The organism is Streptomyces sp. NPDC006510 (assembly GCF_040611955.1).
GTDB lineage: Bacteria > Actinomycetota > Actinomycetes > Streptomycetales > Streptomycetaceae > Streptomyces.
The window spans coordinates 36,982-60,437 of record NZ_JBEXPH010000024.1 but is presented as its reverse complement, the minus strand read 5'-3'; the positions used below and the strand labels follow the sequence as shown (position 1 = coordinate 60,437).

Here is a 23,456-nt window from a genome sequence, read left to right as displayed (position 1 = left end):
ACTTCCAACGACGTAAGGATCCAATGACCTCCTCTTCTTCCCTTCCCCAGGACGCGCAGGATGCGCAGAGTGCTACGGAGAATGTCACCGAAAGCCTCACCGAGAGCCTTCGGGCCGACGCCCTGATGGAAGAGGACGTCGCCTGGAGCCACGAGATCGACGGAGAGCGGGACGGCGAGCAGTTCGACCGGTCCGAGCGCGCCGCGCTGCGGCGTGTGGCCGGACTCTCCACCGAGCTCGAAGATGTCACCGAGGTCGAGTACCGACAGCTGCGCCTGGAGCGCGTGGTACTGGTCGGTGTCTGGACGTCGGGGACCGTGCGTGACGCGGAGAATTCCCTCGCGGAGCTGGCCGCACTGGCGGAGACGGCGGGCGCTCAGGTGCTCGACGCCGTCTTCCAGCGCCGCGACAAGCCGGACCCGGCCACCTACATCGGTTCGGGCAAGGCGCTGGAGCTGCGCGACATCGTCCTCGAATCAGGGGCCGACACCGTCGTCTGTGACGGTGAGCTCAGCCCCGGCCAGCTGATTCACCTGGAAGACGTCGTCAAGGTCAAGGTGGTCGACCGGACCGCCCTGATCCTCGACATCTTCGCCCAGCACGCCAAGTCCCGAGAGGGCAAGGCGCAGGTATCGCTGGCACAGATGCAGTACATGCTGCCGCGGCTGCGCGGCTGGGGTCAGTCGCTCTCCCGTCAGATGGGCGGCGGCGGTTCCAGCGGCGGTGGCGGCATGGCCACCCGTGGTCCCGGTGAGACCAAGATCGAGACGGACCGGCGTCGGATCCGCGAGAAGATGGCGAAGATGCGCCGGGAAATCGCGGAGATGAAGACGGGCCGTGAGATCAAGCGCCAGGAGCGCAAGCGCAACAAGGTGCCGTCGGTCGCCATCGCCGGCTACACCAACGCGGGCAAGTCCTCGCTGCTCAACCGGCTGACCGGTGCGGGCGTCCTGGTGGAGAACGCCCTGTTCGCCACCCTGGACCCGACCGTGCGCCGGGCCGAGACGCCGAGCGGCCGGCTGTACACACTGGCCGACACCGTCGGGTTCGTACGGCATCTGCCGCACCACCTCGTCGAGGCGTTCCGCTCCACCATGGAGGAGGTCGGTGAGTCCGATCTGATCCTGCACGTGGTGGACGGCTCCCACCCGGCGCCGGAGGAGCAGCTCGCCGCGGTGCGCGAGGTGATCCGCGAGGTCGGCGCGGTGGACGTGCCCGAGATCGTGGTGGTCAACAAGGCGGACGCGGCCGATCCGCTGGTGCTCCAGCGACTGCTGCGCATCGAGAAGCACGCGATCGCGGTCTCGGCGCGCACCGGCACCGGTATCGATGAGCTGCTCGCGCTCATCGACACCGAGCTGCCGCGGCCGTCGGTCGAGATCGACGCGCTGGTGCCGTACATCCAGGGCGGACTCGTCTCCCGGGTGCATGCCGAGGGCGAGGTGATCTCCGAGGAGCACACGTCGGAGGGCACCCGGCTCAAGGCACGGGTGCATGAGGAGCTGGCGGCCGAGCTCTCCTCGTTCGTTCCCGTGGCGCACTGACCGGTCGCGCCATACGAATCGGCAACGCCCGAAGGCCCGCCCCGTTCGGACGCTGTTGGTCAATTCCGCCCCGCTGGATCTCATCCAGCGGGGCGGAGTGCTGCGAAGGGCGGGACGCGGGTGCGGGCGAGGGGTCTGCCGGTGAGCCAGGCGTCGAGGCGGGCGAGGTCGATGACGGCGCCGGTGAAGTGGTGTTGCAGCCGGGTTTGGGCGAGTCCGCGGTAGCGAGATCTGCGCAGGCTGAAGGCCTGGACCGCTTGGGAGATGCTGCCCTCGACGCCGGCGCGGCGGCCGTAGCGGCGGCGCCAGTGGTCGCTGTCCTGCTCGATGCGGGACCAACAGCGTCCGCTCGGTGCGGGCCTTCGGCCGCCATGGAGTGCCGGTACCCGTCAGCGGCCGGCGAACTTCTTGCTCATCGTGGTGAAGACGTCCCTGGCGCCCGGGCCCAGGTGCGGGCCGGCCAGCCAGCCCGAAGTCACCGGTCCGATGGACGTGTTGGAGACCAGCACGGACTTGCCGTCACTGCCCTCTGCGAACCATCCACCGCCGGAGGACCCACCGGTCATGGTGCAGCCGATGCGGTACATCGCCGGAGTGCTCGGGCTGATGGAGAGCCGCCCGGGACGGTCGACGCACTTGTGCATGATCAGGCCGTCGTACGGCGGAGCGGCCGGATACCCCCAGGCGCCCGTCGCGCCGATCTGCGAGATCTCGGGAGCGTCGAAGTCGACCGACAGGGCGTTGCCCACGGTCTCCTCCAGGGACTTGGTGCCCTTCTCCGGCTTCACATGCAGTACCGCGTAGTCATAGGGGGCACCCTCGCCCCCCGTGGGGCCGCCGTCGGCGAGCCATTCCCCCGACGTCGTCGCCCAGTCCGCCCAGTACGCGCCGTACGGGGCGATCTCCTGCGGCTGCGCGTTCTCCAGCGCGGCGGCGGACTTGCCCTGGTCGTTGTACGCGGGCACGAAGACGATGTTGCGGTACCAGCCGCCCTTCGAACCGGCGTGCACACAGTGTCCGGCGGTCCACACCAGGTTGGACCGGCCCGGGTTCTCCGGGTCCTTGACGACCGTGCCCGAGCAGACCATCGATCCCTCGGGGGAGTCGAAGAACACCTTGCCGACCGGGGCCGCGTAGTTGTGGTACGGCGTCTTCTCGCGCTCGGCCCGCACCGGCGCGGGCTCCGGGTCGGTGCTGCCCTGGCCGCCGGAGACGTCGCCGGCCGCCATGGTCTTCGCCGGGTCCTTGGCCGACTTCATCCGGTCGGGCTTCCACAGCCCCTCGATGACCGGGTTGACGAAGTCCTTGGCCTCATGCAGCCACTTGTCCTTGTCCCAGTTCTTCCACTCGCCGTTCTTCCACTTCTCCGGGTCGACACCATGCCTCTTCAGCGTCTCGGCCAGACCGTCGGGCAGGGAGCCGCCGGCGTCCTGCCTGCCCGCGGAGTCGGCGGCGGGCTTGCCGGTCGCGTTGTCCTCGCTCGGACCACAGGCCGTGGCCGTCAGCGCGAGCGCGGCCACGAGCCCGGTCGCGGCGAGCAGCGGACGTATGGATCGCATGGAAGGTTTCCCCTGAAATTTCCGAGATTGCCATGAACGTGTCATGCCCTTGAGTGGCCGGACCAGCGGCCACCGCAGATGCAGGGGCCACCCTATGACGGTCCGGAGCGTGCTCCCCGCCACAGCGGTGCGGACCGCACGGGGCGCGGCCGACCGGTGGCGCCGCACGACGGAAAGGGGCCCCCGGCGCGCGACTGCCGCGCCGGGGACCCCTGATGTGCCGTCACCCTCACCGGGGACCGGCCGGGTGACGGTCCGTCGTCACTGTCCCGCGTACTTCTTGCTGACCGACTCGTAGACGCCCTTGGCCTCCTTGCCGAGCCGAGGCCCGGCCAGCCAGCCGGCCGTCACCGGCCCGATGGAGGTGTTCGAGACCAGCGCGGGCTTGCCGTCCTGGCCTTCCGCGACCCAGCCACCGCCGGAGGAACCGCCGGTCATGGTGCAGCCGATGCGGTACATCGTCGGGTCCTGCGCGGCCAGCGAGAGCCGGCCCGGCTTGTCCACGCACTGGAACGCCTTCTGGCCGTCGTACGGCGGAGCGGCCGGGAAGCCGGTCGCCGTCATACCGGCGATCTTCGGCACGGCCGGGGCATTGAACTCGACCGGCAGCGCGGAACCGACCGTCTCCTCCAGGGACTTGCCCGTCGAGCCCTTCTCCGGCGCGACGTGCAGCACCGCGAAGTCGTACGGCGCGCCCTGCCCGCCCATCGAGGACCCCTGCGAGATCCACTGGTCGGACGTCTGCGCCCAGGTGCCCCACCACACGCCGTAGGGGGCGATCTCCTGCTTGGTCGCCTTCTTCAGCTCGGCCATGGAAAGGCCCTGGTTGTTGTACGAGGGCACGAAGGCGATGTTCCGGTACCAGCCGCCCTTCTTGCCGGCGTGCACACAGTGTCCGGCCGTCCACACCAGGTTGGACTTGCCGGGGTGCGCCGGGTCCTTCACCACGGTCGCGGAACAGACCATGGAGCCCTCGGGGCCGTCGAAGAGCAGCTTCCCGGACTCCGCGGCGTTGGCGTGGTACGGCGTCCGGACGCCCGCGGCCCGGACCGGCGCGGGCGTCGGGTCCGTGACGCCCACATCGCCCGAGATGTCGTTGTCGACCGGCTTCTCCGGCGACTTGTCCGCGTCCCGCATCCGGTCCGGGTCCCAGAGGTCCTCGATGATCGGGTTGACGAAGTCCTTGGCCTCACGCAGCCACTTGTCCTTGTCCCAGTTCTTCCACTCGCCGTTCTTCCACTGGTCGAGGTCGATCCCGTGTTCCTTGAGCCGGTCCTTCAGATCGTCCGAAATGGTGATCTTGCCGTCCGAGGACTGGCCGGCGGGGACGCCCGGCTTGTCACTCGCGTTGTCCTCCTCGGGCCCGCAGGCGGTGGCGGTGAGCGCGAGGGCCGCGGTGACCGCGGCCACGGCGAGCACCGACGAGGACCGGCGGCGTGCCCTCCCCTGACGTGCGGCGAGAACCGGTCGAATGAGTCGCATGTGGTGATCCCCCTGGGACTTCGTAACTCAACACTTCTGTACTGCACTGCGGTACTGCTCCGAGCCACCTGCTCCGAACACCCTGCGGACTTCCGGACGGCTGCCCGAGGTCCTGTGCGGCCCCCACTATGCCGGTGCCGATGGGGACGGCGACCGGCAGGGCCGCGGTTCCGCCCCGCAAGGATCTTCCGATTTACCCGTGATCCGCCGCGCTTGGCGTCGTTGGTAGGGGCGAGGGACCCGGGGAAAGCGTTCATCCCCGTAGTCCGTCCGCGCGCCGACGTACCGATGTGCAACGCAACCGTTACAGCGGGAGGACCAGCAGCCGTGGCCGTGACCGAACCAGCCCCGGTGGCAGCACCGGCGGTGCACGAGGGGATCCTGCGCCGCCAGTCGCTGCGCGAATCCGCCGCCCGTACCTATGCGCGTTCACTGCCGATCGTGCCGGTGCGGGCCCGCGGGCTGACCATCGAGGGCGCGGACGGGCGGCGGTACCTCGACTGTCTCTCCGGAGCCGGCACCCTGGCGCTCGGACACAACCATCCGGTCGTCCTGGAGGCGATCAAGAAGGTCATCGACTCGGGTGCGCCGCTGCATGTGCTCGACCTCGCCACCCCGGTCAAGGACGCCTTCACCACGGAGCTGTTCGCCACCCTGCCGCGGCAGTTCGCGGACAACGCCCGGATCCAGTTCTGCGGACCGGCGGGCACGGACGCGGTCGAGGCTGCGTTCAAGCTGGTACGCGGCGCGACCGGCCGCAACGGCCTGCTCGCCTTCACCGGCGCCTACCACGGGATGACAGCGGGAGCCCTCGCCGCCTCGGGCGGTGCCGAGGACGTACGGGTGACCAGGCTGCCCTTCCCGCGGAACTACCGCTGCCCCTTCGGCGTCGGCGGGGAGCGCGGCGCTGAGATCGCCGCCCGGTGGACCGAGAACCTCCTGGACGATCCCAAGGGAGGCACACCGGCACCGGCCGGGATGATCCTCGAACCGGTACAGGGGGAGGGCGGAGTCAACCCCGCCCCCGACAGCTGGATGCGCCGGATGCGGGAGATCACCCGGGCCCGCTCCGTCCCCCTGATCGCCGACGAGGTACAGACGGGCGTCGGCCGCACCGGTGCCTTCTGGGCGGTCGAACACAGCGGGATCGTGCCCGATGTGATGGTGCTCTCCAAAGCGATCGGCGGCTCCCTCCCGCTCGCCGTGATCGTCTACCGCTCCGAACTCGACACCTGGCAGCCCGGCGCCCACGCCGGCACCTTCCGGGGCAACCAGCTCGCGATGGCGGCAGGCGCGGCCACCCTGGCCTTCGTACGGGAGAACCGCCTCGCCGAGCGCGCCGCCACCCTCGGCGCCCGCATGCTCGCCCGCCTCCAGGCGCTGGCCACCGACCACCCCGCCATCGGTGACGTACGCGGACGCGGCCTGATGATCGGGATCGAGCTGGTCGACCCGGAAGCCACCGCGTCCGGCGACAGCCCCGAGCCGCCGCCCGCCCCCGCCCTCGCCGCCGCCGTCCAGCAGGAGTGCCTGCGCCGCGGGCTCATCGTCGAACTCGGCGGACGCGACTCCACCGTCGTACGCCTCCTGCCTCCCCTCACCCTCACCGATGAACAGGCAACAGCGGTCGTGGACCGCCTCGCCGACGCCCTGGCAGCCGCCGAGCGCCTGCCGCACCGCCGCACCACGACCGGGTCGATCCGCTGACTCCGGACACCCTCACGAGAAAGACCGCCGTGAACCCCACCCCCGCCCCCCAGGCCGACGGCTCTCCCCCCTCCCCGCAGCTCACCGGCCAACTCGTCGTCGAGCAGTCCACCGTGCCGCGCCAGATGACGGCACCGCCCGACGAGCGGTACACCCCGAAGTCCGCGGCCACCGTCGGGGCGACGGCCGACCCGCTCGACCACCCCGACCCGCTGCGGGCCGCCGACGCGGCGGGCACGGAGAATCTGCTGCGCTGCTGGGTCCGGGAAACCGCCCTGCCCCGGCCGGACGGGCACACCCTCCGTGTCCCCCTCCCCGCCAGTGGAACGGCCCTGCTCGTCCCCGTTCGCTACTGGTCGGCCACCGGCTGGCACCGCTTCGGCCCGCCCGCCCTGGAGGGGGCACCCGAAGGAGCACCGCCCACCGACGCCGTCACGATCGCCGCTCTCCTGGGCCGCGAGGCCGACCGCGACGAGGGGGCCGACATGGTGGCCCGGGTGGCCGACTCGGTACGGCGAACCGCCGGCTTCATCGCCGAGCGGCGCCGCGCCCCCCACGCCCCGGCCGAAGCGGACCTCTTCCTCACCGCGGAGCAGTCACTTCTGCTCGGACATCCGCTCCACCCCACCCCCAAGAGCCGCGAAGGGCTCTCCGACGCCGAATCGCGCCTCTACTCACCCGAGACGCACGGCTCCTTCCCGCTGAACTGGATGGCCGTCGACCGGTCCGTGCTGGCCACCGACTCCGCCTGGACCGATGGCGGCCGGCCCGTCCCGGCCACGGAGCTGGTCGCCTCCCACGCCGAGGGGCTGCGCCTCCCCGACAACACCGCACCGATTCCGCTCCACCCCTGGCAGGCCCGCGAACTCGCGCACCGTCCCGAAGTGGCCGCCCTGCTCGACGCCGGACTCCTCCACGACCTGGGACCGCACGGCCGGCGCTGGCACCCCACCTCCTCCGTCCGCACCGTGCACCGGCCCGGTGTCGAGGTCATGCTCAAGCTCTCCCTCGGCGTACGCATCACCAACTCCCGCCGGGAGAACCTCCGCAAGGAACTCCACCGCGGCGTGGAGGTCCACCGGCTGCTCCGCAGCGGGCTCGCCACGCAGTGGCACGCCGCCCATCCGGGATTCGACATCGTCCGCGACCCCGCCTGGCTCGCCGTCGACGGCCCGGACGGCGAACCCGTGCAGGGCCTCGACGTGATGCTGCGCCACAATCCGTTCGGGCCGCACGACGACGCGGTCTGCATCGCGGCCCTGACCGCCCCGCGCCCGTGGCAGGGCAGGACGGGCATGCACTCACGCCTCGCCGAGATCGTGCTCTCCCTGGCCGCCGCCACCGGACGGACCGTGGGCGCGGTCGCCGCCGAGTGGTTCCTGCGCTACCTGAACCGGGTCGTGGGCCCCGTGCTCTGGCTCGACGCCCACGCGGGCGTGGCCCTCGAAGCCCACCAGCAGAACACCCTGGTACTGCTCGACGCCGAGGGCTGGCCCGTCGGCGGCCGGTACCGCGACAACCAGGGCTACTACTTCCGCGAGTCCCACCGCGCGGCGCTGGAGCACCGGCTCGCGGGTATCGGATCGGCCAGCGACACCTTCGTCTCCGACGAGGTCACCGACGAACGCTTCGCCTACTACCTCGGCATCAACAACGTGTTCGGCCTGATCGGAGCGTTCGGGGCCCAGCACCTCGCCGACGAACGCGTACTCGTCGCGGCCTTCCGCCGGTTCCTCGGCTCGGTCGCCGCCCTGGGCTCCCCGCTCCCCACGCACCTGCTGGAGAAGTCCCACCTGCGGTGCAAGGCCAACCTGCTGACCCGGATGCACGGCCTGGACGAACTCGTCGGTCCCGTCGACACCCAGTCCGTCTACGTCACCATTGCCAACCCCCTGTGTTCCTGAGGGAACATGACCACCGCTTGAACCGCCGAGAGGAGAGCGACACCGTGGCTCCCGCCGATGCGCACATCGACGCCGCGACCGGCCCTGCCCCACAGGCCGACACCGGTGCCGAGGACACCCTGGACCTGGAGCTCTCCGAAGAACTCCTCGCCCTGTTCGGGGCGGACACACCGGCCACCGCGGCGCCGCACCTGCAGCCCGGCGCGCCCGCGTCGCTCCCGTCACCCGCGTCGTCCGTCCCGGGCGACGCGGGCCCGGCAGCGGACACACCGCCGGCCATCAGCAGGGCGGCCGCCTCCGATCTGCTGGACCGTCCGGCCGACTGGCGACCGGTCACCACCCCGGCCGGAGTCTTCCAGCTCGTCCCCGTGCGGCTGGAACGCGATCTCGCCGTACTGAGTCGCTGGATGAACGACCCCGCGGTCGCGGCCTTCTGGGAACTCGCCGGACCCGAAGCCGTCACAGCCGCGCATCTGCGTCCCCAACTCGACGGCGACGGACGCAGCGTCCCCTGCCTCGGCGTACTGGCAGGCATCCCCATGAGCTACTGGGAGATCTACCGCGCGGATCTCGACCCGCTGGCACGGCACTACCCCGCTCGTCCGCACGACACCGGAATCCACCTGCTCATCGGTGGTGTGCACAACCGCGGACGTGGCGTCGGCACCACCCTGCTGCGGGCCGTCGCCGACCTCGTACTCGACAACCGTCCCCAGTGTGCGCGGGTTGTCGCCGAACCCGATCTGCGCAACACCCCGTCCGTATCCGCATTTCTGAGTGCCGGATTCCGCTTCTCCGCGGAACTCGAACTCCCCGACAAACGAGCCGCCCTGATGGTCCGCGACCGAAACCATCGTGCCCAACTGTGAACGAACTGCTGCATCACTCACCCCGCTCGAACCCCATCGGTTCCATCCCGAGGAGTCCCCGTGCCGAAATATCCCGCGAGCCATGATTCAGCGGAGTCCGCCGAGCTGCTCAGCACGCCAGAACTGAACCGGACGGTCTGGGACGGAGCCGCCGCCCGACTGCTCGCGAAGATGCTCGGTCAATTCGCCTACGAGGAAGTCATCGAGCCGGTCGGGCAGCCCGGCGGAGGCGATACGTACACCCTCGGACTCGACGACGGCACAACCCTCGGCTTCCGTGCCCGGCGGGGCGTGTACGGGAGTTGGCGCATCGCCCCGGACTCGATTCTGGAGACGCGCGCGAGCGCCTCCGGTCCGGATTCGTGCGGGAGCGCCCCCGGTCCGGAGACACACGGGAGTACACCCGGTGACCCGGACACCGGCGCCGTCCCCTTCCGTGATCCGCTGCAGTTCCTCGTCCGCGCCCGCCGCCTCCTCGACATCGACGGCGCCACCCTCGGGCACCTCATCCGCGAGATCACCACCACCCTCACCGCCGACGCCCGGCTCGACCACACCGCGCTCCCCGCGGCCCGGCTGGCCGACCTCGACTACGCCGAGCTGGAGGGCCACCAGACCGGCCACCCCTGGCTCGTCGCCAACAAGGGCCGCCTCGGCTTCTCCGCCACCGATGCCTCGCGCTACACCCCCGAGGCCCGCAGGCCCCTCACGCTGCCGTGGATCGCGGTCTCCACGAGGATCGCCGCCTACCGCGGAGTGGCCGGTCTGACCGCCCCGGAGCAGTTGTACGCACAGGAGCTCGACCCGTCCGTACGTGACTCCTTCGCCACCGTGCTCCGCACCCGCGGCCTCGATCCCGACAGCTATCTCTGCCTTCCCGTACACCCCTGGCAGTGGGACGAATGGATCGTTCCGGTCTTCGCCCCCGCCATCGCCGCCGGTGACATCGTTCCGCTCCACGCCGACGCGGACCTCAGGCTGCCGCAGCAGTCCATCCGCACCTTCAGCAACGTGGCCCGCCCCGACCGGCACACCGTCAAGCTGCCCCTGTCGATCCTCAACACGCTGGTCTGGCGAGGACTGCCGACCGAACGCACCCTCGCGGCCCCCGCCGTCACCACCTGGGTCCACGGCCTGCGCGACCAGGACGCCTTTCTGCGTGACACCTGCCGGGTCATCCTGCTCGGCGAGGTGGCCTCGGTGACGGTCGAGCACCCGCTCTACGACCACCTTCCCGAGGTCCCGTACCAGTTCAAGGAGATCCTCGGCGCGATCTGGCGCGAGCCCCTCCAGCCCCGGCTCGCGCCCGGGGAGCGGGCCCGGACCCTTGCCTCGCTGCTCCACACCGACCCGCAGGGCCGCGCCTTCACGGCCGAGCTCGTCGCCCGCTCCGGGCTGACGCCCACCGCCTGGCTGACCCACCTCTTCGCCGCCCTGCTGCCGCCGCTGCTGCACTTCCTCTACCGGTACGGCACGGTCTTCTCCCCGCACGGCGAGAACGCCATCGTGGTCTTCGACGACCACGACGTACCGGTGCGCCTGGCGATCAAGGACTTCGTCGACGATGTGAACATCAGCGCACGGCCGCTGCCGGAGCACGATTCGATGCCCGAGGACGTCCGCCGCATCCTGCTCACCGAGGAACCCTCGTTCCTCACTCAGTTCATCCACTCCGGACTGTTCATCGGGGTGTTCCGCTTCCTGTCCTCGCTGTGCGAGGAACAGCTGGGAGTTCCGGAGGGCGATTTCTGGTCACTCGTCCGGGCCGAGATCCTCCGCCACCAGGCCCGCTTTCCCGAGCTCAAGGAGCGGTTCGAGATGTTCGACCTGCTGACACCGCGCATCGAACGTCTCTGTCTGAACCGCAACCGCCTGCACGTCGACGGCTACCGGGACCGGCCCCAGCGCCCGCACGCGGCCATCCACGGGACCGTTCCCAACCCGCTCCACCCCGCCGGCGGAGTCCGGGAGTGACCGCTGTTGTCAGTGGCGCCCCGTACGCTGGTCGGGCTATGACGAAGCCATCCCTCCCCGAGCTCCTGCACGCCGCCGTGACCGCCGTCGGCGGCACGGAACGACCCGGCCAGGCCGCCATGGCCGAGGCCGTTGCCGAGGCCGTCGACGACAATTCCCATCTGCTCGTCCAGGCCGGCACCGGCACGGGCAAGTCCCTCGGCTACCTGGTGCCCGCGCTGGCGCACGGGGAGCGGGTTGTGGTGGCCACGGCCACGCTGGCACTCCAGCGTCAGCTCGTGGAGCGCGACCTTCCGCGCACCGTCGACGCCCTGCATCCGCTGCTGCGTCGGCGTCCCGATTTCGCCATGCTCAAGGGCCGGTCGAACTACCTCTGCCTGCACCGGCTCCACGAAGGGGTGCCGCAGGACGAGGAGGAGGGGCTCTTCGACCAGTTCGAGGCCGCTGCCCCGTCGAGCAAGCTCGGCCAGGATCTGCTCCGGCTGAGGGACTGGTCCGACGAGACCGAGTCCGGCGATCGCGACGACCTCACTCCGGGGGTCTCCGACCGTGCCTGGGCACAGGTCTCCGTCTCCTCCCGCGAATGCCTGGGCGCCAGCAAGTGCGCGTACGGCGCGGAGTGCTTCGCCGAGCTCGCCCGTGAGCGGGCCAAGCTCGCCGATGTCGTCGTCACCAATCACGCCCTTCTCGCCATCGACGCCATCGAGGGCGCGCCGGTGCTCCCGCAGCACGAGGTGCTGATCGTCGACGAGGCCCATGAGCTGGTCTCCAGGGTCACCGGGGTGGCCACCGGCGAGCTCACCCCCGGCCAGGTCAACCGCGCGGTGCGCCGCGCGGCGAAGCTGGTCAACGAGAAGGCGGCCGACGCGCTGCAGACCGCGTCGGAAGGGTTCGAGCGGGTCATGGAGCTGGCGCTCCCGGGCCGCCTGGAAGAGGTCCCCGAGGACCTCGGCTACGCACTGCTGGCGCTGCGCGACGCCGCGCGTACGGTGATCTCGGCCCTGGGCAACACCCGGGACAAGTCCGTCCAGGACGAGGACGCCGTCCGCAAGCAGGCCCTGGCCTCGGTGGAGACGATCCATGGCGTCGCCGAGCGCATCACCCAGGGCTCGGAATTCGACGTCGTCTGGTACGAGCGCCATGACCGTTTCGGCGCCTCCCTCCGGGTCGCACCGCTCTCCGTCTCGGGGCTGCTGCGCGAGAAGCTCTTCGCCGAGCGGTCCGTCGTCCTCACCTCGGCCACACTCAAGCTCGGCGGGGACTTCAACGGGGTGGGAGCCTCGCTCGGCCTGGCCCCCGAAGGCACCGCGGGCGACGACCTTCCGCAGTGGAAGGGGCTCGACGTCGGCTCACCGTTCGACTACCCGAAGCAGGGCATCCTCTACGTCGCCAGGCATCTGGCCACGCCGGGGAGGGAAAGCTCCCGCACCGACATGCTGGACGAGCTCGCCGAGCTGGTGGAGGCGGCCGGCGGGCGCACCCTCGGGCTGTTCTCCTCCATGCGGGCGGCCCAGGCCGCCGCGGAGGAGCTGAGGGGCAGGCTGGACAAGCCGATCCTGCTCCAGGGCGAGGAGACGCTCGGAGAGCTGATCAAGAATTTCGCCGCCGATCCCGAGACCTGCCTGTTCGGCACGCTGTCGCTCTGGCAGGGCGTCGATGTGCCGGGGGCCAGCTGCCAGCTGGTGATCATGGACCGGATCCCGTTCCCGCGTCCCGACGATCCGCTGATGAGCGCGCGCCAGAAGGCGGTCGAGGAGGCGGGCGGCAATGGGTTCATGGCCGTCGCGGCGACACATGCCGCGCTGCTGATGGCTCAGGGGGCCGGCCGGCTCGTCCGGGCCACCGGCGACAAGGGCGTGGTCGCCGTACTCGATCCGCGCCTGGCCAACGCCCGGTACGGCAGCTATCTGCGCGCCTCGCTGCCCGACTTCTGGTACACCACCGACCGGAACCAGGCGCGCCGCTCACTCGCGGCGATCGATGCGGCGGCCAAGGCCGACGGCAAGTAGTCCGCTCCGGTGCCTGGTGGCACAGGCAGGCCCCGGGATCGGCGCAGTGGATCCCGGGGCCCGGTCGGAACCGGCGAGCGTCACACCCGCCGCAGTACAGCAACCACCTTGCCGAGGATCGTCGCCTCGTCGCCCGGGATCGGCTGGTAGGCGGAGTTGTGCGGGAGCAGCCAGACATGGCCGTCCTCCCGCTTGAACCGCTTGACCGTGGCCTCGCCGTCCAGCATGGCTGCCACGATGTCGCCGTTCTCCGCGACGGGCTGGCGGCGTACGGTGACCCAGTCGCCGTCGCAGATCGCCGCCTCGATCATCGAGTCACCGACGACCTTCAGCACGAACAGCTCGCCGTCACCGACGAGTTGGCGGGGCAGAGGGAAGACGTCCTCGACCGACTCCTCGGCGAGGATCGGGCCACCGGCCGCGATCCGGCCGACCAGCGGCACATACGACGCCGCGGGCTTGCCGGTCGTATCGGTGGGCTGCGAACTGGGCTGGTCCGAACCGCGGACCTCGTACGCCCGCGGGCGGTGGGGGTCACGGCGCAGGAAGCCCTTGCGCTCCAGGGCCATCAGCTGATGGGCGACGGAGGACGTGCTGGACAGGCCCACCGCCTGACCGATCTCCCGCATCGAGGGCGGGTAGCCACGCCGCTGCACGGAATCCCGGATCACCTCGATCACTCGCCGCTGCCGGTCCGTGAGCCCCGAGCTGTCCGCCCGGATTCCAGGAGGTCGGCCGGGCAAGGAGCGCGCTGGGCGCGCGGACTCCGGCCCCTCCATGTTCGTGACTGAGTCATTCATGGCATGCACCGGCTCGAATCGGCTCTGGGAGCGGTCCTGGGCAGTGATGGTGGCACTGTCTGCGGTGGTGGTCACGTCGGCCCCTCTCGAATGGTCTCCCTAGCTGGACAACGGTAGTAGCTTTCGAAAGGTTGCGCCAAACACACGTTCGAGTGAAAAACGAATAAAAGTCTGCCGTGCGTTCTCTGCCGGGTGTATGTGCGATGGCCGAGAGACCGGGACGGTGGTCCGGGTCGGCCTGTAATTCGGGCTTTTACGGTAGCGGCCGCCGTTGTGGCGCCGCGATGCGGGGTGGTCGTCGAGTCGTTGTTCGAGTCCGACAGTGGGAGCCCCGCAATCCTGGCGGCCGGACTGTTCCCGTACCCTCGTCTGCGGTCGTACGCTGCCTGCCGATCGCTCGTGATGCGCGACACGCGGTAGGGCCGAATGCGCAGCCAAACCCAAGATCTAGTGGTTGGATTGTTCCAGCCGCCCAGAAGTTGTGGTCCCCGGTCCGCCGAGGGTGCGGCCATCGCCTATGCTTGTGACAGCTTCGAGGGGCCCTGCGGGCCCTGGAGAGGCTATTCAGTCGTGCTGTGAAGGAGGGTTGGGAGCCATGCACTGCCCCTTCTGCAGGCACCCCGACAGCCGGGTCGTCGACAGTCGCACCACCGACGACGGGACATCGATCCGACGCCGCCGCCAGTGCCCCGACTGCTCCCGCCGTTTCACGACGGTGGAGACCTGCTCGCTGATGGTGGTGAAGCGCAGCGGTGTGACCGAACCCTTCAGTCGCACCAAGGTCATCTCCGGCGTGCGCAAGGCATGCCAGGGCCGGCCGGTCACCGAGGACGCCCTCGCCAAGCTCGGCCAGCGGGTCGAGGAGGCGGTGCGTGCCACCGGCAGTGCCGAGCTGACCACTCATGACGTGGGCCTGGCCATCCTCGGCCCCCTGCAGGAACTCGACCTCGTCGCGTACCTGCGCTTCGCGTCCGTGTACCGGGCGTTCGACACACTCGAAGACTTCGAGGCCGCCATCACGGAACTCCGTGAGCGGCGGCCTCCCGTGGAGGAACGAGGGAGGGGCGAGATCCTTGAGGTCCCCGTTCCCTCCGTCGCCGCCGACTGATCGGCGCCGGCCGGTCGTCACGGTTCCGTGGATCGGCGGCAAGGCGGCTTCATAGACCTGCTCCGGGCGCTCTGCGTGGCGCCCGAGGCATCAGAGACAGACAGTGCCCCGGGAAGTTCTGGGCACTTTAGGGTGTTTTTGCCCACATATGGGAGGCGGCATGACAGAGACGGCGAGCGGCCCGGCACGAGGTTCCCGAGCCAAGGGAGCCAAGTCGAGCAAGGGTCTGCGTATCGAGCGCGTCCACACCACCCCCGGCGTACATCCGTACGACGAGGTGGCGTGGGAGCGCCGTGACGTCGTCATGACCAACTGGCGCGACGGTTCGATCAACTTCGAGCAGCGTGGCGTCGAGTTCCCCGACTTCTGGTCGGTGAACGCGGTCAACATCGTCACCAGCAAGTACTTCCGCGGGGCCGTCGGCACCCCGCAGCGCGAGACCGGTCTGCGACAGCTCATCGACCGGATCGTGAAGACGTACCGCAAGGCCGGCGAGGACCACGGCTACTTCGCCTCTCCCGCGGACGCCGAGATCTTCGAGCACGAGTTGGCGTACGCCCTCCTGCACCAGATCTTCAGCTTCAACTCGCCGGTCTGGTTCAACGTCGGAACGCCCCAGCCGCAGCAGGTCTCCGCCTGCTTCATCCTGGCCGTCGACGACTCCATGGAGTCGATCCTCGACTGGTACAAGGAAGAGGGCATGATCTTCAAGGGCGGCTCCGGCGCCGGCCTGAACCTCTCCCGTATCCGCTCCTCCAAGGAGCTGCTGTCCTCCGGCGGCAACGCCTCCGGTCCGGTCTCCTTCATGCGCGGGGCCGACGCCTCCGCCGGAACGATCAAGTCCGGTGGCGCCACCCGGCGCGCGGCCAAGATGGTCATCCTCGACGTCGACCACCCCGACATCGAGAACTTCATCGAGACCAAGGTGAAGGAGGAGGAGAAGATCCGCGCCCTGCGCGACGCGGGCTTCGACATGGATCTGGGCGGCGACGACATCACGTCCGTCCAGTACCAGAACGCCAACAACTCGGTCCGCGTGAACGACGAGTTCATGAAGGCCGTCGAGTCCGGCGGCAAGTTCGGGCTGCGTGCCCGGATGACCGGCGACGTCATCGAAGAGGTCGAGGCCAAGTCCCTCTTCCGCAAGATGGCCGAGGCGGCCTGGGCGTGCGCCGACCCGGGCATCCAGTACGACGACACCATCAACGCCTGGCACACCTGCCCGGAGTCCGGCCGGATCAACGGCTCGAACCCCTGCTCCGAGTACATGCACCTGGACAACACCTCGTGCAACCTCGCCTCGCTGAACCTGATGAAGTTCCTCAAGGACGACGGCAAGGGCAACCAGTCCTTCGAGTCCGAGCGCTTCTCCAAGGTCGTCGAGCTGGTCATCACAGCGATGGACATCTCCATCTGCTTCGCCGACTTCCCGACCCAGAAGATCGGCGAGAACACCCGCGCCTTCCGCCAGCTGGGCATCGGTTACGCCAACCTCGGCGCCCTGCTGATGGCGACCGGCCACGCCTACGACAGCGACGGCGGCCGCGCCCTCGCCGGTGCCATCACCTCGCTGATGACCGGCACCTCGTACAAGCGATCCGCCGAGCTCGCCGCGGTCGTCGGCCCGTACGACGGCTATGCCCGCAACGCCGAGCCGCACCAGCGCGTCATGAAGCAGCACGCCGACGCCAACGCCGCGGCCGTCCACATGGACGACCTGGACAACCCGATCTGGGCCGCCGCCACGGAGGCCTGGCAGGACGTGGTCCGGCTCGGCGCGAAGAACGGTTTCCGCAACGCGCAGGCCTCGGTCATCGCGCCCACCGGCACCATCGGTCTCGCGATGTCCTGCGACACCACCGGCCTTGAGCCCGACCTCGCCCTGGTCAAGTTCAAGAAGCTGGTCGGCGGCGGCTCGATGCAGATCGTCAACGGCACCGTCCCGCAGGCCCTGCGCCGCCTGGGCTACCAGGAGGAGCAGATCGAGGCGATCGTCGCCCACATCGCCGAGCACGGCAATGTGATCGACGCCCCCGGCCTGAAGACCGAGCACTACGAGGTATTCGACTGCGCGATGGGCGAGCGTTCCATCTCCGCGATGGGTCACGTGCGCATGATGGCCGCGATCCAGCCGTGGATCTCCGGCGCGCTCTCCAAGACGGTGAACCTGCCGGAGACGGCCACCGTCGAGGACGTCGAAGAGGTCTACTTCGAGGCGTGGAAGATGGGCGTCAAGGCGCTCGCCATCTACCGCGACAACTGCAAGGTCGGTCAGCCCCTCTCCGCCAAGACCAAGGAGAAGGGAAAGTCCGCAGCGGATGCAGTCACCGCCAAGGCCGAGGACACCATCCGTGCCGCGGTCGAGAAGGTCGTCGAGTACCGCCCGGTCCGCAAGCGTCTCCCCAAGGGCCGTCCCGGCATCACCACCTCCTTCACGGTGGGCGGCGCCGAGGGCTACATGACCGCCAACTCCTACCCGGACGACGGTCTCGGCGAGGTCTTCCTGAAGATGTCCAAGCAGGGCTCCACCCTCGCGGGCATGATGGACGCCTTCTCCATCGCCGTCTCGGTCGGCCTGCAGTACGGCGTCCCGCTGGAGACGTACGTCTCGAAGTTCACCAACATGCGCTTCGAGCCGGCCGGCATGACGGACGACCCGGACGTGCGGATGGCGCAGTCGATCGTCGACTACATCTTCCGCCGCCTCGCGCTGGACTTCCTGCCCTTCGAGACCCGCTCGGCGCTCGGCATCCACTCGGCCGAGGAGCGTCAGCGCCACCTCGACACGGGTTCGTACGAGCCCTCCATCGAGGACGAGGAACTGGACGTCGAGACCCTGGCCCAGTCCGCCCCGGTGCGGACGGAGCCTCTGAAGGCGGTGGCCGCGGTGCAGGAGGCGGAGAAGCCCGCCCCGAAGACCGCGCACACCTCGGCGGAGCTCGTCGAGATGCAGCTGGGCATCAGCGCGGACGCGCCGCTCTGCTTCTCCTGCGGTACGAAGATGCAGCGCGCCGGATCCTGCTACATCTGCGAGGGTTGCGGCTCGACCAGCGGTTGCAGCTGACCGGCCGCGGAATCGCGGGGGACGTGTCATCCCGCATGATGTGTCCCGGTAGCTGAACCACAGCTCAAGGAGGGCGTCGACTTCTGGTCGGCGCCCTCCCGCGTGTCCGGAACATCCCCGTCCGTGAGCCGGTACTCGGTCGCGAACGCATCGGCGCGCGGCGGTCCTCGCGGTGTGGCACGATCTCGCAGGTGACCAGCAAACCCGATGAGGCGCAGCGCCTGCGCGACCTGGCGCGACTGCGCCGTGTCCGGGACCGGATGGACCGGGAGTTCGCGCAGCCGCTGGACGTCGAGGCGCTCGCCCGTGGTGTGCACATGTCGGCGGGACACCTGAGCCGGGCGTTCCGGCAGGCGTACGGGGAGTCGCCGTACGGCTACCTGATGACGCGGCGCATCGAGCGGGCGATGGCGCTGTTGCGGCGTGGTGATCTCAGCGTCACCGAGGTCTGTTTCACAGTCGGTTGCTCGTCGCTGGGGACCTTCAGCACGCGCTTCACCGAGCTGGTGGGCATGCCGCCCAGCGCCTACCGACGCGAGGCCGCGCGGGCGACCGCGGGGCTGCCGTCGTGTGTGGCGAAGCAGGTGACCAGACCGGTCAGGAATCGAGAAGCGCGGTCACCGGGCCGCGATTAGCGTGACGTTCATGGACATCACGATTCATTCGAGCTTCCTTCCGCACGAGGACCCGGACGCCTCGCTGGCCTTCTACCGGGACATCCTGGGATTCGAGGTCCGCAACGACGTCGGATTCGGCGGGATGCGCTGGATCACGGTCGGCCCCGCCGGCCGGCCCGGCACGTCCATCGTCCTGCACCCGCCGGCCGCCGACCCCGGGGTCACCGAGGACGAGCGGCGTACCATCACCGAGATGATGGCCAAGGGCACCTACGCCATCATCACGTTGGCCACCGCCGACCTCGACGGCACCTTCGATCGGCTGCAGGCCGGCGGCGCCGAGGTCGTCCAGGAGCCGACCGAGCAGCCGTACGGGATTCGCGACTGCGCCTTCCGTGATCCCGCGGGCAATCTCGTCCGCATCAACGAGGTCCGCTGAACCGTACGGCGATCGCGGCCACGCCCGCCGATCGGGACGGACGGCGGACCGCTGCCGCGACCGGACCCACGAAGACGCGGCAGAACCAGAACCAGAATCAGATGTATTGCTCGAATCGGGTGATATCGAGCCAGGCGACACAGACGGAGACCGCGAGGGCGGCTCCGCCCGACAGATGGAGACACGATGAGCATGGCCAAGAGGGCGGACACGCAGTCGCCTGCGCCGCACGCTGCCGACAGCCATGATCTGATCCGCGTGCACGGCGCGCGCGTGAACAACCTCAAGGACGTCAGCATCGAGATCCCGAAGCGCCGGCTGACGGTGTTCACCGGAGTCTCCGGTTCGGGCAAGAGCTCGCTGGTGTTCGGCACCATCGCCGCGGAGTCGCAGCGGCTGATCAACGAGACGTACAGCGCCTTCGTGCAGGGCTTCATGCCGACTCTCGCACGGCCCGAGGTCGACGTGCTCGACGGCCTGACGACCGTGATCACCGTCGACCAGCAGCGCCTCGGCGCCGACCCGCGCTCCACGGTCGGCACCGCCACCGACGCCAACGCGATGCTGCGCATCCTCTTCAGTCGGCTGGGCAAGCCGTACATCGGCTCGCCCCAGGCGTTCTCCTTCAACGTCGCCTCGGTCCAGGCGAGCGGTGCGTTCAAGGTCGACCGCGGTGCCGACCGGACCAAGACCGTCAAGCGGACCTTCACCCGCACCGGCGGCATGTGCACGCGCTGCGAAGGCCGCGGCACGGTCTCGGACATCGACCTCACCCAGCTCTACGACGACTCCAAGTCGATCTCCGAGGGCGCGTTCACCATCCCCGGCTGGAAGTCGGACAGCTTCTGGACCGTGCGGGTCTACGCCGAGTCCGGCCTCCTCGACCCCGACAAGCCGATCCGCAAGTTCACCAGGAAGGAGATGCAGGACTTCCTCTACCGGGAACCGACCAAGGTGAAGGTCGAGGGCGTCAACCTCACCTACGAGGGGCTGATCCCCAAGATCCAGAAGTCGTTCCTGTCCAAGGACAAGGAGGCGCTGCAGCCGCACATCCGCGAGTTCGTGGAGCGGGCGGTCACCTTCACCACCTGCCCCGAGTGCGCGGGCAGCCGGCTCAGCGAGGAGGCCCGCTCGTCGAAGATCAAGAAGATGAGCATCGCCGACGCCTGCTCGATGCAGATCAACGACCTGGCCGAGTGGGTGCGCGGCCTCGACGATCCGTCGGTGGCCCCGCTGCTCGCCGCGCTCCAGCGGACCCTCGACTCGTTCGTGGAGATCGGTCTCGGCTACCTCTCGCTGGACCGGCCGTCGGGCACGCTGTCGGGCGGCGAGGCGCAGCGCGTCAAGATGATCCGCCACCTCGGCTCCTCGCTCACCGACGTCACCTATGTCTTCGACGAACCCACCATCGGCCTGCACCCCCATGACATCCAGCGGATGAACGACCTGCTGCTGCGGCTGCGGGACAAGGGCAACACAGTGCTCGTCGTGGAGCACAAGCCGCAGACGATCGCGATCGCCGACCATGTCGTCGACCTCGGACCCGGCGCGGGTACGGCGGGCGGCGCCGTTTGCTTCGAGGGCACCGTCGAGGGGCTGCGGGCCGGCGACACCGTCACCGGCCGGCATCTCGACGACCGGGCGGCCGTCAAGGAGACGGTGCGCAAGCCCACCGGGGCGCTGGAGGTCCGTGGCGCCACGGCACACAACCTGCGGGGCGTCGACGTCGACATTCCGCTCGGCGTGCTTACCGTGATCACCGGCGTCGCGGGCTCCGGCAAGAGCTCGCTCGTGCACGGCTCGATCCCCGAGGGCGCGGATGTGGTGTCGGTCGACCAGGGCGCCATCCGCGGATCGCGACGGAGCAACCCGGCGACGTACACCGGGCTGCTCGACCCGATCCGCAAGGCGTTCGCCAAGGCCAACGGCGTGAAGCCGGCGCTGTTCAGCTCCAACTCCGAGGGCGCTTGCCCGACTTGCAACGGCGCCGGTGTCATCTACACCGATCTGGCGATGATGGCGGGCGTCGCCACCACCTGCGAGGAGTGCGAGGGGAAGCGGTTCGAGGCATCGGTGCTCGACTACCGCTTCGGCGGCCGCGACATCAGCGAGGTGCTCGCGATGTCGGTGACCGAGGCCGAGGGGTTCTTCGGCGCCGGAGAGGCCCGCACACCGGCCGCGCACAAGATCCTTGAGCGGCTCGCCGACGTCGGCCTCGGCTACCTCAGCCTCGGCCAGCCGCTCACCACACTGTCCGGCGGCGAGCGGCAGCGGCTCAAGCTGGCGACCCACATGGCCGAGAAGGGCGGTGTGTACGTCCTCGACGAGCCGACCACCGGCCTCCACCTCGCCGATGTCGAGCAACTGCTCGGTCTGCTCGACCGGCTGGTCGACTCCGGCAAGTCGGTCATCGTCGTCGAGCACCACCAGGCGGTCATGGCGCACGCCGACTGGATCATCGACCTGGGCCCCGGCGCCGGTCACGACGGCGGCCGGATCGTCTTCGAGGGCACCCCCGCCGACCTCGTGGCCGCCCGCTCCACCCTCACCGGCGAGCACCTCGCGGACTACGTCGGAGCCTGACCGAGGGGCCTCGCGCGGACGTGCGAAACGACCGTGCGAGGCCGGGCAGGCCGTACTCCCGCAGCGCTGGGACGGGACCGCGTGCTGTGACGTGTCACGTGCCGGGCGTACGGCTGCCCATCGTTCCGGCGAACAAATTGGGGTCGCCGTCGAAGCCCCGGACCGTGCCGTGGAACTCCCAGGCCCCGGCGGCGCCCCGGACGAACTCGGCCACGGTCGCCGCGGTGGCCGCGCCGACCGCGGAGAAGTCGTCCTCCGCCAGGTTCGTGTAGCCCTCCCGGACCTGAACACCGGTGTTCGCTATCTCGGCGAACGTCCTGCGGCCGTCGCGCTGTTGGATGGCGACCCCGACGACGACCCGGGTGTACGCGGTCGACAGCCGGTTCAGCTCCAGAGTCATCACCTCGTCGAAGCCGAGGCCCTGGCCGGTCCTGCTGTCGCGGTTGAGGGTGATGGTGCCGTCGGGTGAGCGGCTGTCGAAGTGCACGAGGTACGCGGGGCTGCCGTACGGTGCTTCGGCGAGGTAGGTCGCCGCGATGATGTCGAGGTCATGTGCGGGGGTTCCCGAAGGGCTGGGATCCCATTTGAGTCTGACTTCGACCTTGTCCATGTCCTTGTTGGGCGTGCTCATCGGACTTGCCTCCCTGGCTTGCTGCTGGGCCGTCGGGCCGTTCGCATCACCCGATCATGTCCGTAACCGACCGTGGAGCCAACCGGCTTGGTTTTCGGCGATGAAATCGGGCCATCGGGCCATCGGTTCGTCATGGTCTGGGGCCTCGTGGGCTGGTGGTCTCGTTGCGTCTCCGGTTCAGTGCGGAATGCGGCGCGGCGGCCGCTGCTTGACCTCGTCCCGGAAGTTCTCGATGGCGCTGCTGACCTGACGGATGAGACGGGTGTTCTCGATGCGGTCGAGACAGAGGCAGTTGCGGGCGACCCCGTCCAGCTCGAAGGCGAAGCGGAGCGTCATCAGAGGGTTGATGAACAGCTCGCTGCCAGCTCGCTGCCACGGGTGCGCGAGGTGAATCGGACGTCCCCGAAAGCTCCTTGGACGGCGGCGGCGATCGACCCGTTCACGATGCTGGGGTGGTCGGGCGTGTCGTGCTGGGAGTGTGCCACGGCATCGACGAACAGCGCGCCTTCACGTGTCGTACGGGATACGGAGAACGCGCCGAGGCAGGAACCGTCGCGTTCGAGTGCGGCGATGTTCTCCAGCACGAGACGTGGCTCACCCCGTGGTACGCGTCGATGCCGAAGCCGATGGAGACAACGAGGCGTTCCGGTACGTCGATTGCGGCGAGCGCGGCCACGCTGGTCAGATCCTCCTCCGTGGTGCCGAGGCCGGATTCGTCGCCGCGCATCAGGATGTCCGTACCGCCGTCGACCAGGACGACCGCGTCGATCTCGTACTTCTCGATCAACGCCCGGTAGGCGGCACGCAGCGGTTGTACGCCCACACGGGAGAAGGCGTGGACCGTGTTCGGGTAGCCGTGCAGATCGAGCCACTGGGCGAGCGTGCGTTCCGGGAAGTACGCCTGGTGGAGGGCTGTTTCAGGGGTGATGGCGGCGACTCCCGGGGCGAGCCGGGATTCGAGGGGCAGTCCTTCGAGAGCGCTGAACGACAGATTGGCCGGCTGTACTCGCTTGCCCTGGTGGAACAGGGAGAGCGCGATGGGGAGTCCCGCGTAGATGTCGAAGCCGCCGCCGGCCCCTGCGACGAGGACACGTTCCGCGGATTCGAGCCGGGCGAGCAGGGGGTTGGTGTGCAGCGAGACCATGGAGATCATTCTGCGGTTCATC

At 69.5% G+C, this 23,456-nt stretch carries 15 protein-coding genes and 2 pseudogenes; 11 read left to right on the top strand and 6 right to left on the bottom strand.

All coding sequences use genetic code 11. The annotated features are described in order from the left end of the window. Nucleotides 1-23: 23 nt before the first annotated feature. Nucleotides 24-1,544 carry a GTPase HflX gene (gene hflX / locus ABZY11_RS11030; protein ID WP_356478848.1) on the top strand — a complete coding sequence of 507 codons (1,521 nt, stop codon included), beginning with the start codon at nucleotides 24-26 and terminating at the stop codon, nucleotides 1,542-1,544. 80 nt (nucleotides 1,545-1,624) lie between these two features. Here the strand turns inward: hflX and ABZY11_RS11025 are convergent. The 3 genes and pseudogenes from ABZY11_RS11025 to ABZY11_RS11015 form a co-directional block, all read right to left on the bottom strand. Beyond that, nucleotides 1,625-1,886, bottom strand: a pseudogene (locus ABZY11_RS11025) (transposase); the annotation flags it as partial. A 47-nt stretch (nucleotides 1,887-1,933) separates the two neighbouring features. Continuing rightward, the gene (locus ABZY11_RS11020; RefSeq protein WP_356478847.1) at nucleotides 1,934-3,103 is read right to left on the bottom strand and encodes a hypothetical protein; all 1,170 of its coding nucleotides are present in this window, start codon (nucleotides 3,101-3,103) and stop codon (nucleotides 1,934-1,936) included. A 261-nt stretch (nucleotides 3,104-3,364) separates the two neighbouring features. Continuing rightward, complete coding sequence (locus ABZY11_RS11015) at nucleotides 3,365-4,585, bottom strand: hypothetical protein (RefSeq protein ID WP_356478846.1); 1,221 nt, start codon at nucleotides 4,583-4,585, stop codon at nucleotides 3,365-3,367. A 327-nt stretch (nucleotides 4,586-4,912) separates the two neighbouring features. On the opposite strand from ABZY11_RS11015, the gene ABZY11_RS11010 reads away from it, so the two are divergent. The 5 genes from ABZY11_RS11010 to ABZY11_RS10990 are packed head-to-tail and all read left to right on the top strand — an operon-like array spanning nucleotide 4,913 to nucleotide 13,048. Further along, the gene (locus ABZY11_RS11010) at nucleotides 4,913-6,292 is read left to right on the top strand and encodes a diaminobutyrate--2-oxoglutarate transaminase family protein (protein WP_356478845.1); all 1,380 of its coding nucleotides are present in this window, start codon (nucleotides 4,913-4,915) and stop codon (nucleotides 6,290-6,292) included. Nucleotides 6,293-6,321: 29 nt separating this feature from the next. Continuing rightward, nucleotides 6,322-8,196 (top strand): IucA/IucC family protein, encoded by a 1,875-nt coding sequence (locus tag ABZY11_RS11005; RefSeq protein ID WP_356478844.1) that lies wholly within the window; start codon nucleotides 6,322-6,324, stop codon nucleotides 8,194-8,196. A gap of 44 nt (nucleotides 8,197-8,240) precedes the next feature. After that, nucleotides 8,241-9,065 carry a GNAT family N-acetyltransferase gene (locus tag ABZY11_RS11000; protein ID WP_356478843.1) on the top strand — a complete coding sequence of 275 codons (825 nt, stop codon included), beginning with the start codon at nucleotides 8,241-8,243 and terminating at the stop codon, nucleotides 9,063-9,065. Nucleotides 9,066-9,125: 60 nt separating this feature from the next. Continuing rightward, nucleotides 9,126-11,039 (top strand): IucA/IucC family siderophore biosynthesis protein, encoded by a 1,914-nt coding sequence (locus tag ABZY11_RS10995; RefSeq protein WP_356478842.1) that lies wholly within the window; start codon nucleotides 9,126-9,128, stop codon nucleotides 11,037-11,039. Between the two features lie 38 nt (nucleotides 11,040-11,077). After that, nucleotides 11,078-13,048 (top strand): ATP-dependent DNA helicase, encoded by a 1,971-nt coding sequence (locus tag ABZY11_RS10990; RefSeq protein ID WP_356478841.1) that lies wholly within the window; start codon nucleotides 11,078-11,080, stop codon nucleotides 13,046-13,048. Nucleotides 13,049-13,128: 80 nt separating this feature from the next. Here the strand turns inward: ABZY11_RS10990 and lexA are convergent, their stop codons facing one another. Continuing rightward, nucleotides 13,129-13,923, bottom strand: coding sequence for a transcriptional repressor LexA (lexA, locus tag ABZY11_RS10985; protein WP_356478840.1), 795 nt, complete (start codon nucleotides 13,921-13,923; stop codon nucleotides 13,129-13,131). Nucleotides 13,924-14,443: 520 nt separating this feature from the next. Here lexA and nrdR point away from each other — a divergent pair. From nrdR to ABZY11_RS10960, 5 genes are all read left to right on the top strand, one after another. Further along, nucleotides 14,444-14,956 (top strand): transcriptional regulator NrdR, encoded by a 513-nt coding sequence (gene nrdR / locus ABZY11_RS10980; RefSeq protein WP_356478839.1) that lies wholly within the window; start codon nucleotides 14,444-14,446, stop codon nucleotides 14,954-14,956. A 160-nt stretch (nucleotides 14,957-15,116) separates the two neighbouring features. After that, nucleotides 15,117-18,020, top strand: a complete 2,904-nt coding sequence (locus tag ABZY11_RS10975) for a vitamin B12-dependent ribonucleotide reductase (RefSeq protein WP_356478838.1) — start codon at nucleotides 15,117-15,119, stop codon at nucleotides 18,018-18,020. Between the two features lie 191 nt (nucleotides 18,021-18,211). Beyond that, nucleotides 18,212-18,655 carry a helix-turn-helix transcriptional regulator gene (locus tag ABZY11_RS10970; RefSeq protein WP_356478837.1) on the top strand — a complete coding sequence of 148 codons (444 nt, stop codon included), beginning with the start codon at nucleotides 18,212-18,214 and terminating at the stop codon, nucleotides 18,653-18,655. Nucleotides 18,656-18,665: 10 nt separating this feature from the next. Continuing rightward, nucleotides 18,666-19,076 (top strand): VOC family protein, encoded by a 411-nt coding sequence (locus ABZY11_RS10965; RefSeq protein WP_356478836.1) that lies wholly within the window; start codon nucleotides 18,666-18,668, stop codon nucleotides 19,074-19,076. A gap of 186 nt (nucleotides 19,077-19,262) precedes the next feature. After that, entirely contained in the window at nucleotides 19,263-21,659 is a 2,397-nt protein-coding gene (locus tag ABZY11_RS10960) for an excinuclease ABC subunit UvrA (protein WP_356478835.1), read from the top strand. A 94-nt stretch (nucleotides 21,660-21,753) separates the two neighbouring features. Here ABZY11_RS10960 and ABZY11_RS10955 read toward each other — a convergent pair whose 3' ends face one another. Both ABZY11_RS10955 and ABZY11_RS10950 read right to left on the bottom strand, forming a co-directional pair. Continuing rightward, nucleotides 21,754-22,290 (bottom strand): TerD family protein, encoded by a 537-nt coding sequence (locus ABZY11_RS10955; protein ID WP_356478834.1) that lies wholly within the window; start codon nucleotides 22,288-22,290, stop codon nucleotides 21,754-21,756. A 177-nt stretch (nucleotides 22,291-22,467) separates the two neighbouring features. Continuing rightward, nucleotides 22,468-23,434 (bottom strand): annotated as a pseudogene (locus ABZY11_RS10950) (DUF1152 domain-containing protein). Nucleotides 23,435-23,456: the final 22 nt, after the last annotated feature.

Bases quoted from the DNA above. Each gene is read 5' to 3' on its own strand.
- hflX (WP_356478848.1), top strand. From the start codon at position 24: ATGACCTCCTCTTCTTCCCTTCCCCAGGACGCGCAGGATGCGCAGAGT.
- ABZY11_RS11020 (WP_356478847.1), bottom strand. From the start codon at position 3,103: ATGCGATCCATACGTCCGCTGCTCGCCGCGACCGGGCTCGTGGCCGCG.
- ABZY11_RS11015 (WP_356478846.1), bottom strand. From the start codon at position 4,585: ATGCGACTCATTCGACCGGTTCTCGCCGCACGTCAGGGGAGGGCACGC.
- ABZY11_RS10990 (WP_356478841.1), top strand. From the start codon at position 11,078: ATGACGAAGCCATCCCTCCCCGAGCTCCTGCACGCCGCCGTGACCGCC.
- nrdR (WP_356478839.1), top strand. From the start codon at position 14,444: ATGCACTGCCCCTTCTGCAGGCACCCCGACAGCCGGGTCGTCGACAGT.
- ABZY11_RS10975 (WP_356478838.1), top strand. From the start codon at position 15,117: ATGACAGAGACGGCGAGCGGCCCGGCACGAGGTTCCCGAGCCAAGGGA.
- ABZY11_RS10965 (WP_356478836.1), top strand. From the start codon at position 18,666: ATGGACATCACGATTCATTCGAGCTTCCTTCCGCACGAGGACCCGGAC.
- ABZY11_RS10960 (WP_356478835.1), top strand. From the start codon at position 19,263: ATGAGCATGGCCAAGAGGGCGGACACGCAGTCGCCTGCGCCGCACGCT.
- ABZY11_RS10955 (WP_356478834.1), bottom strand. From the start codon at position 22,290: ATGAGCACGCCCAACAAGGACATGGACAAGGTCGAAGTCAGACTCAAA.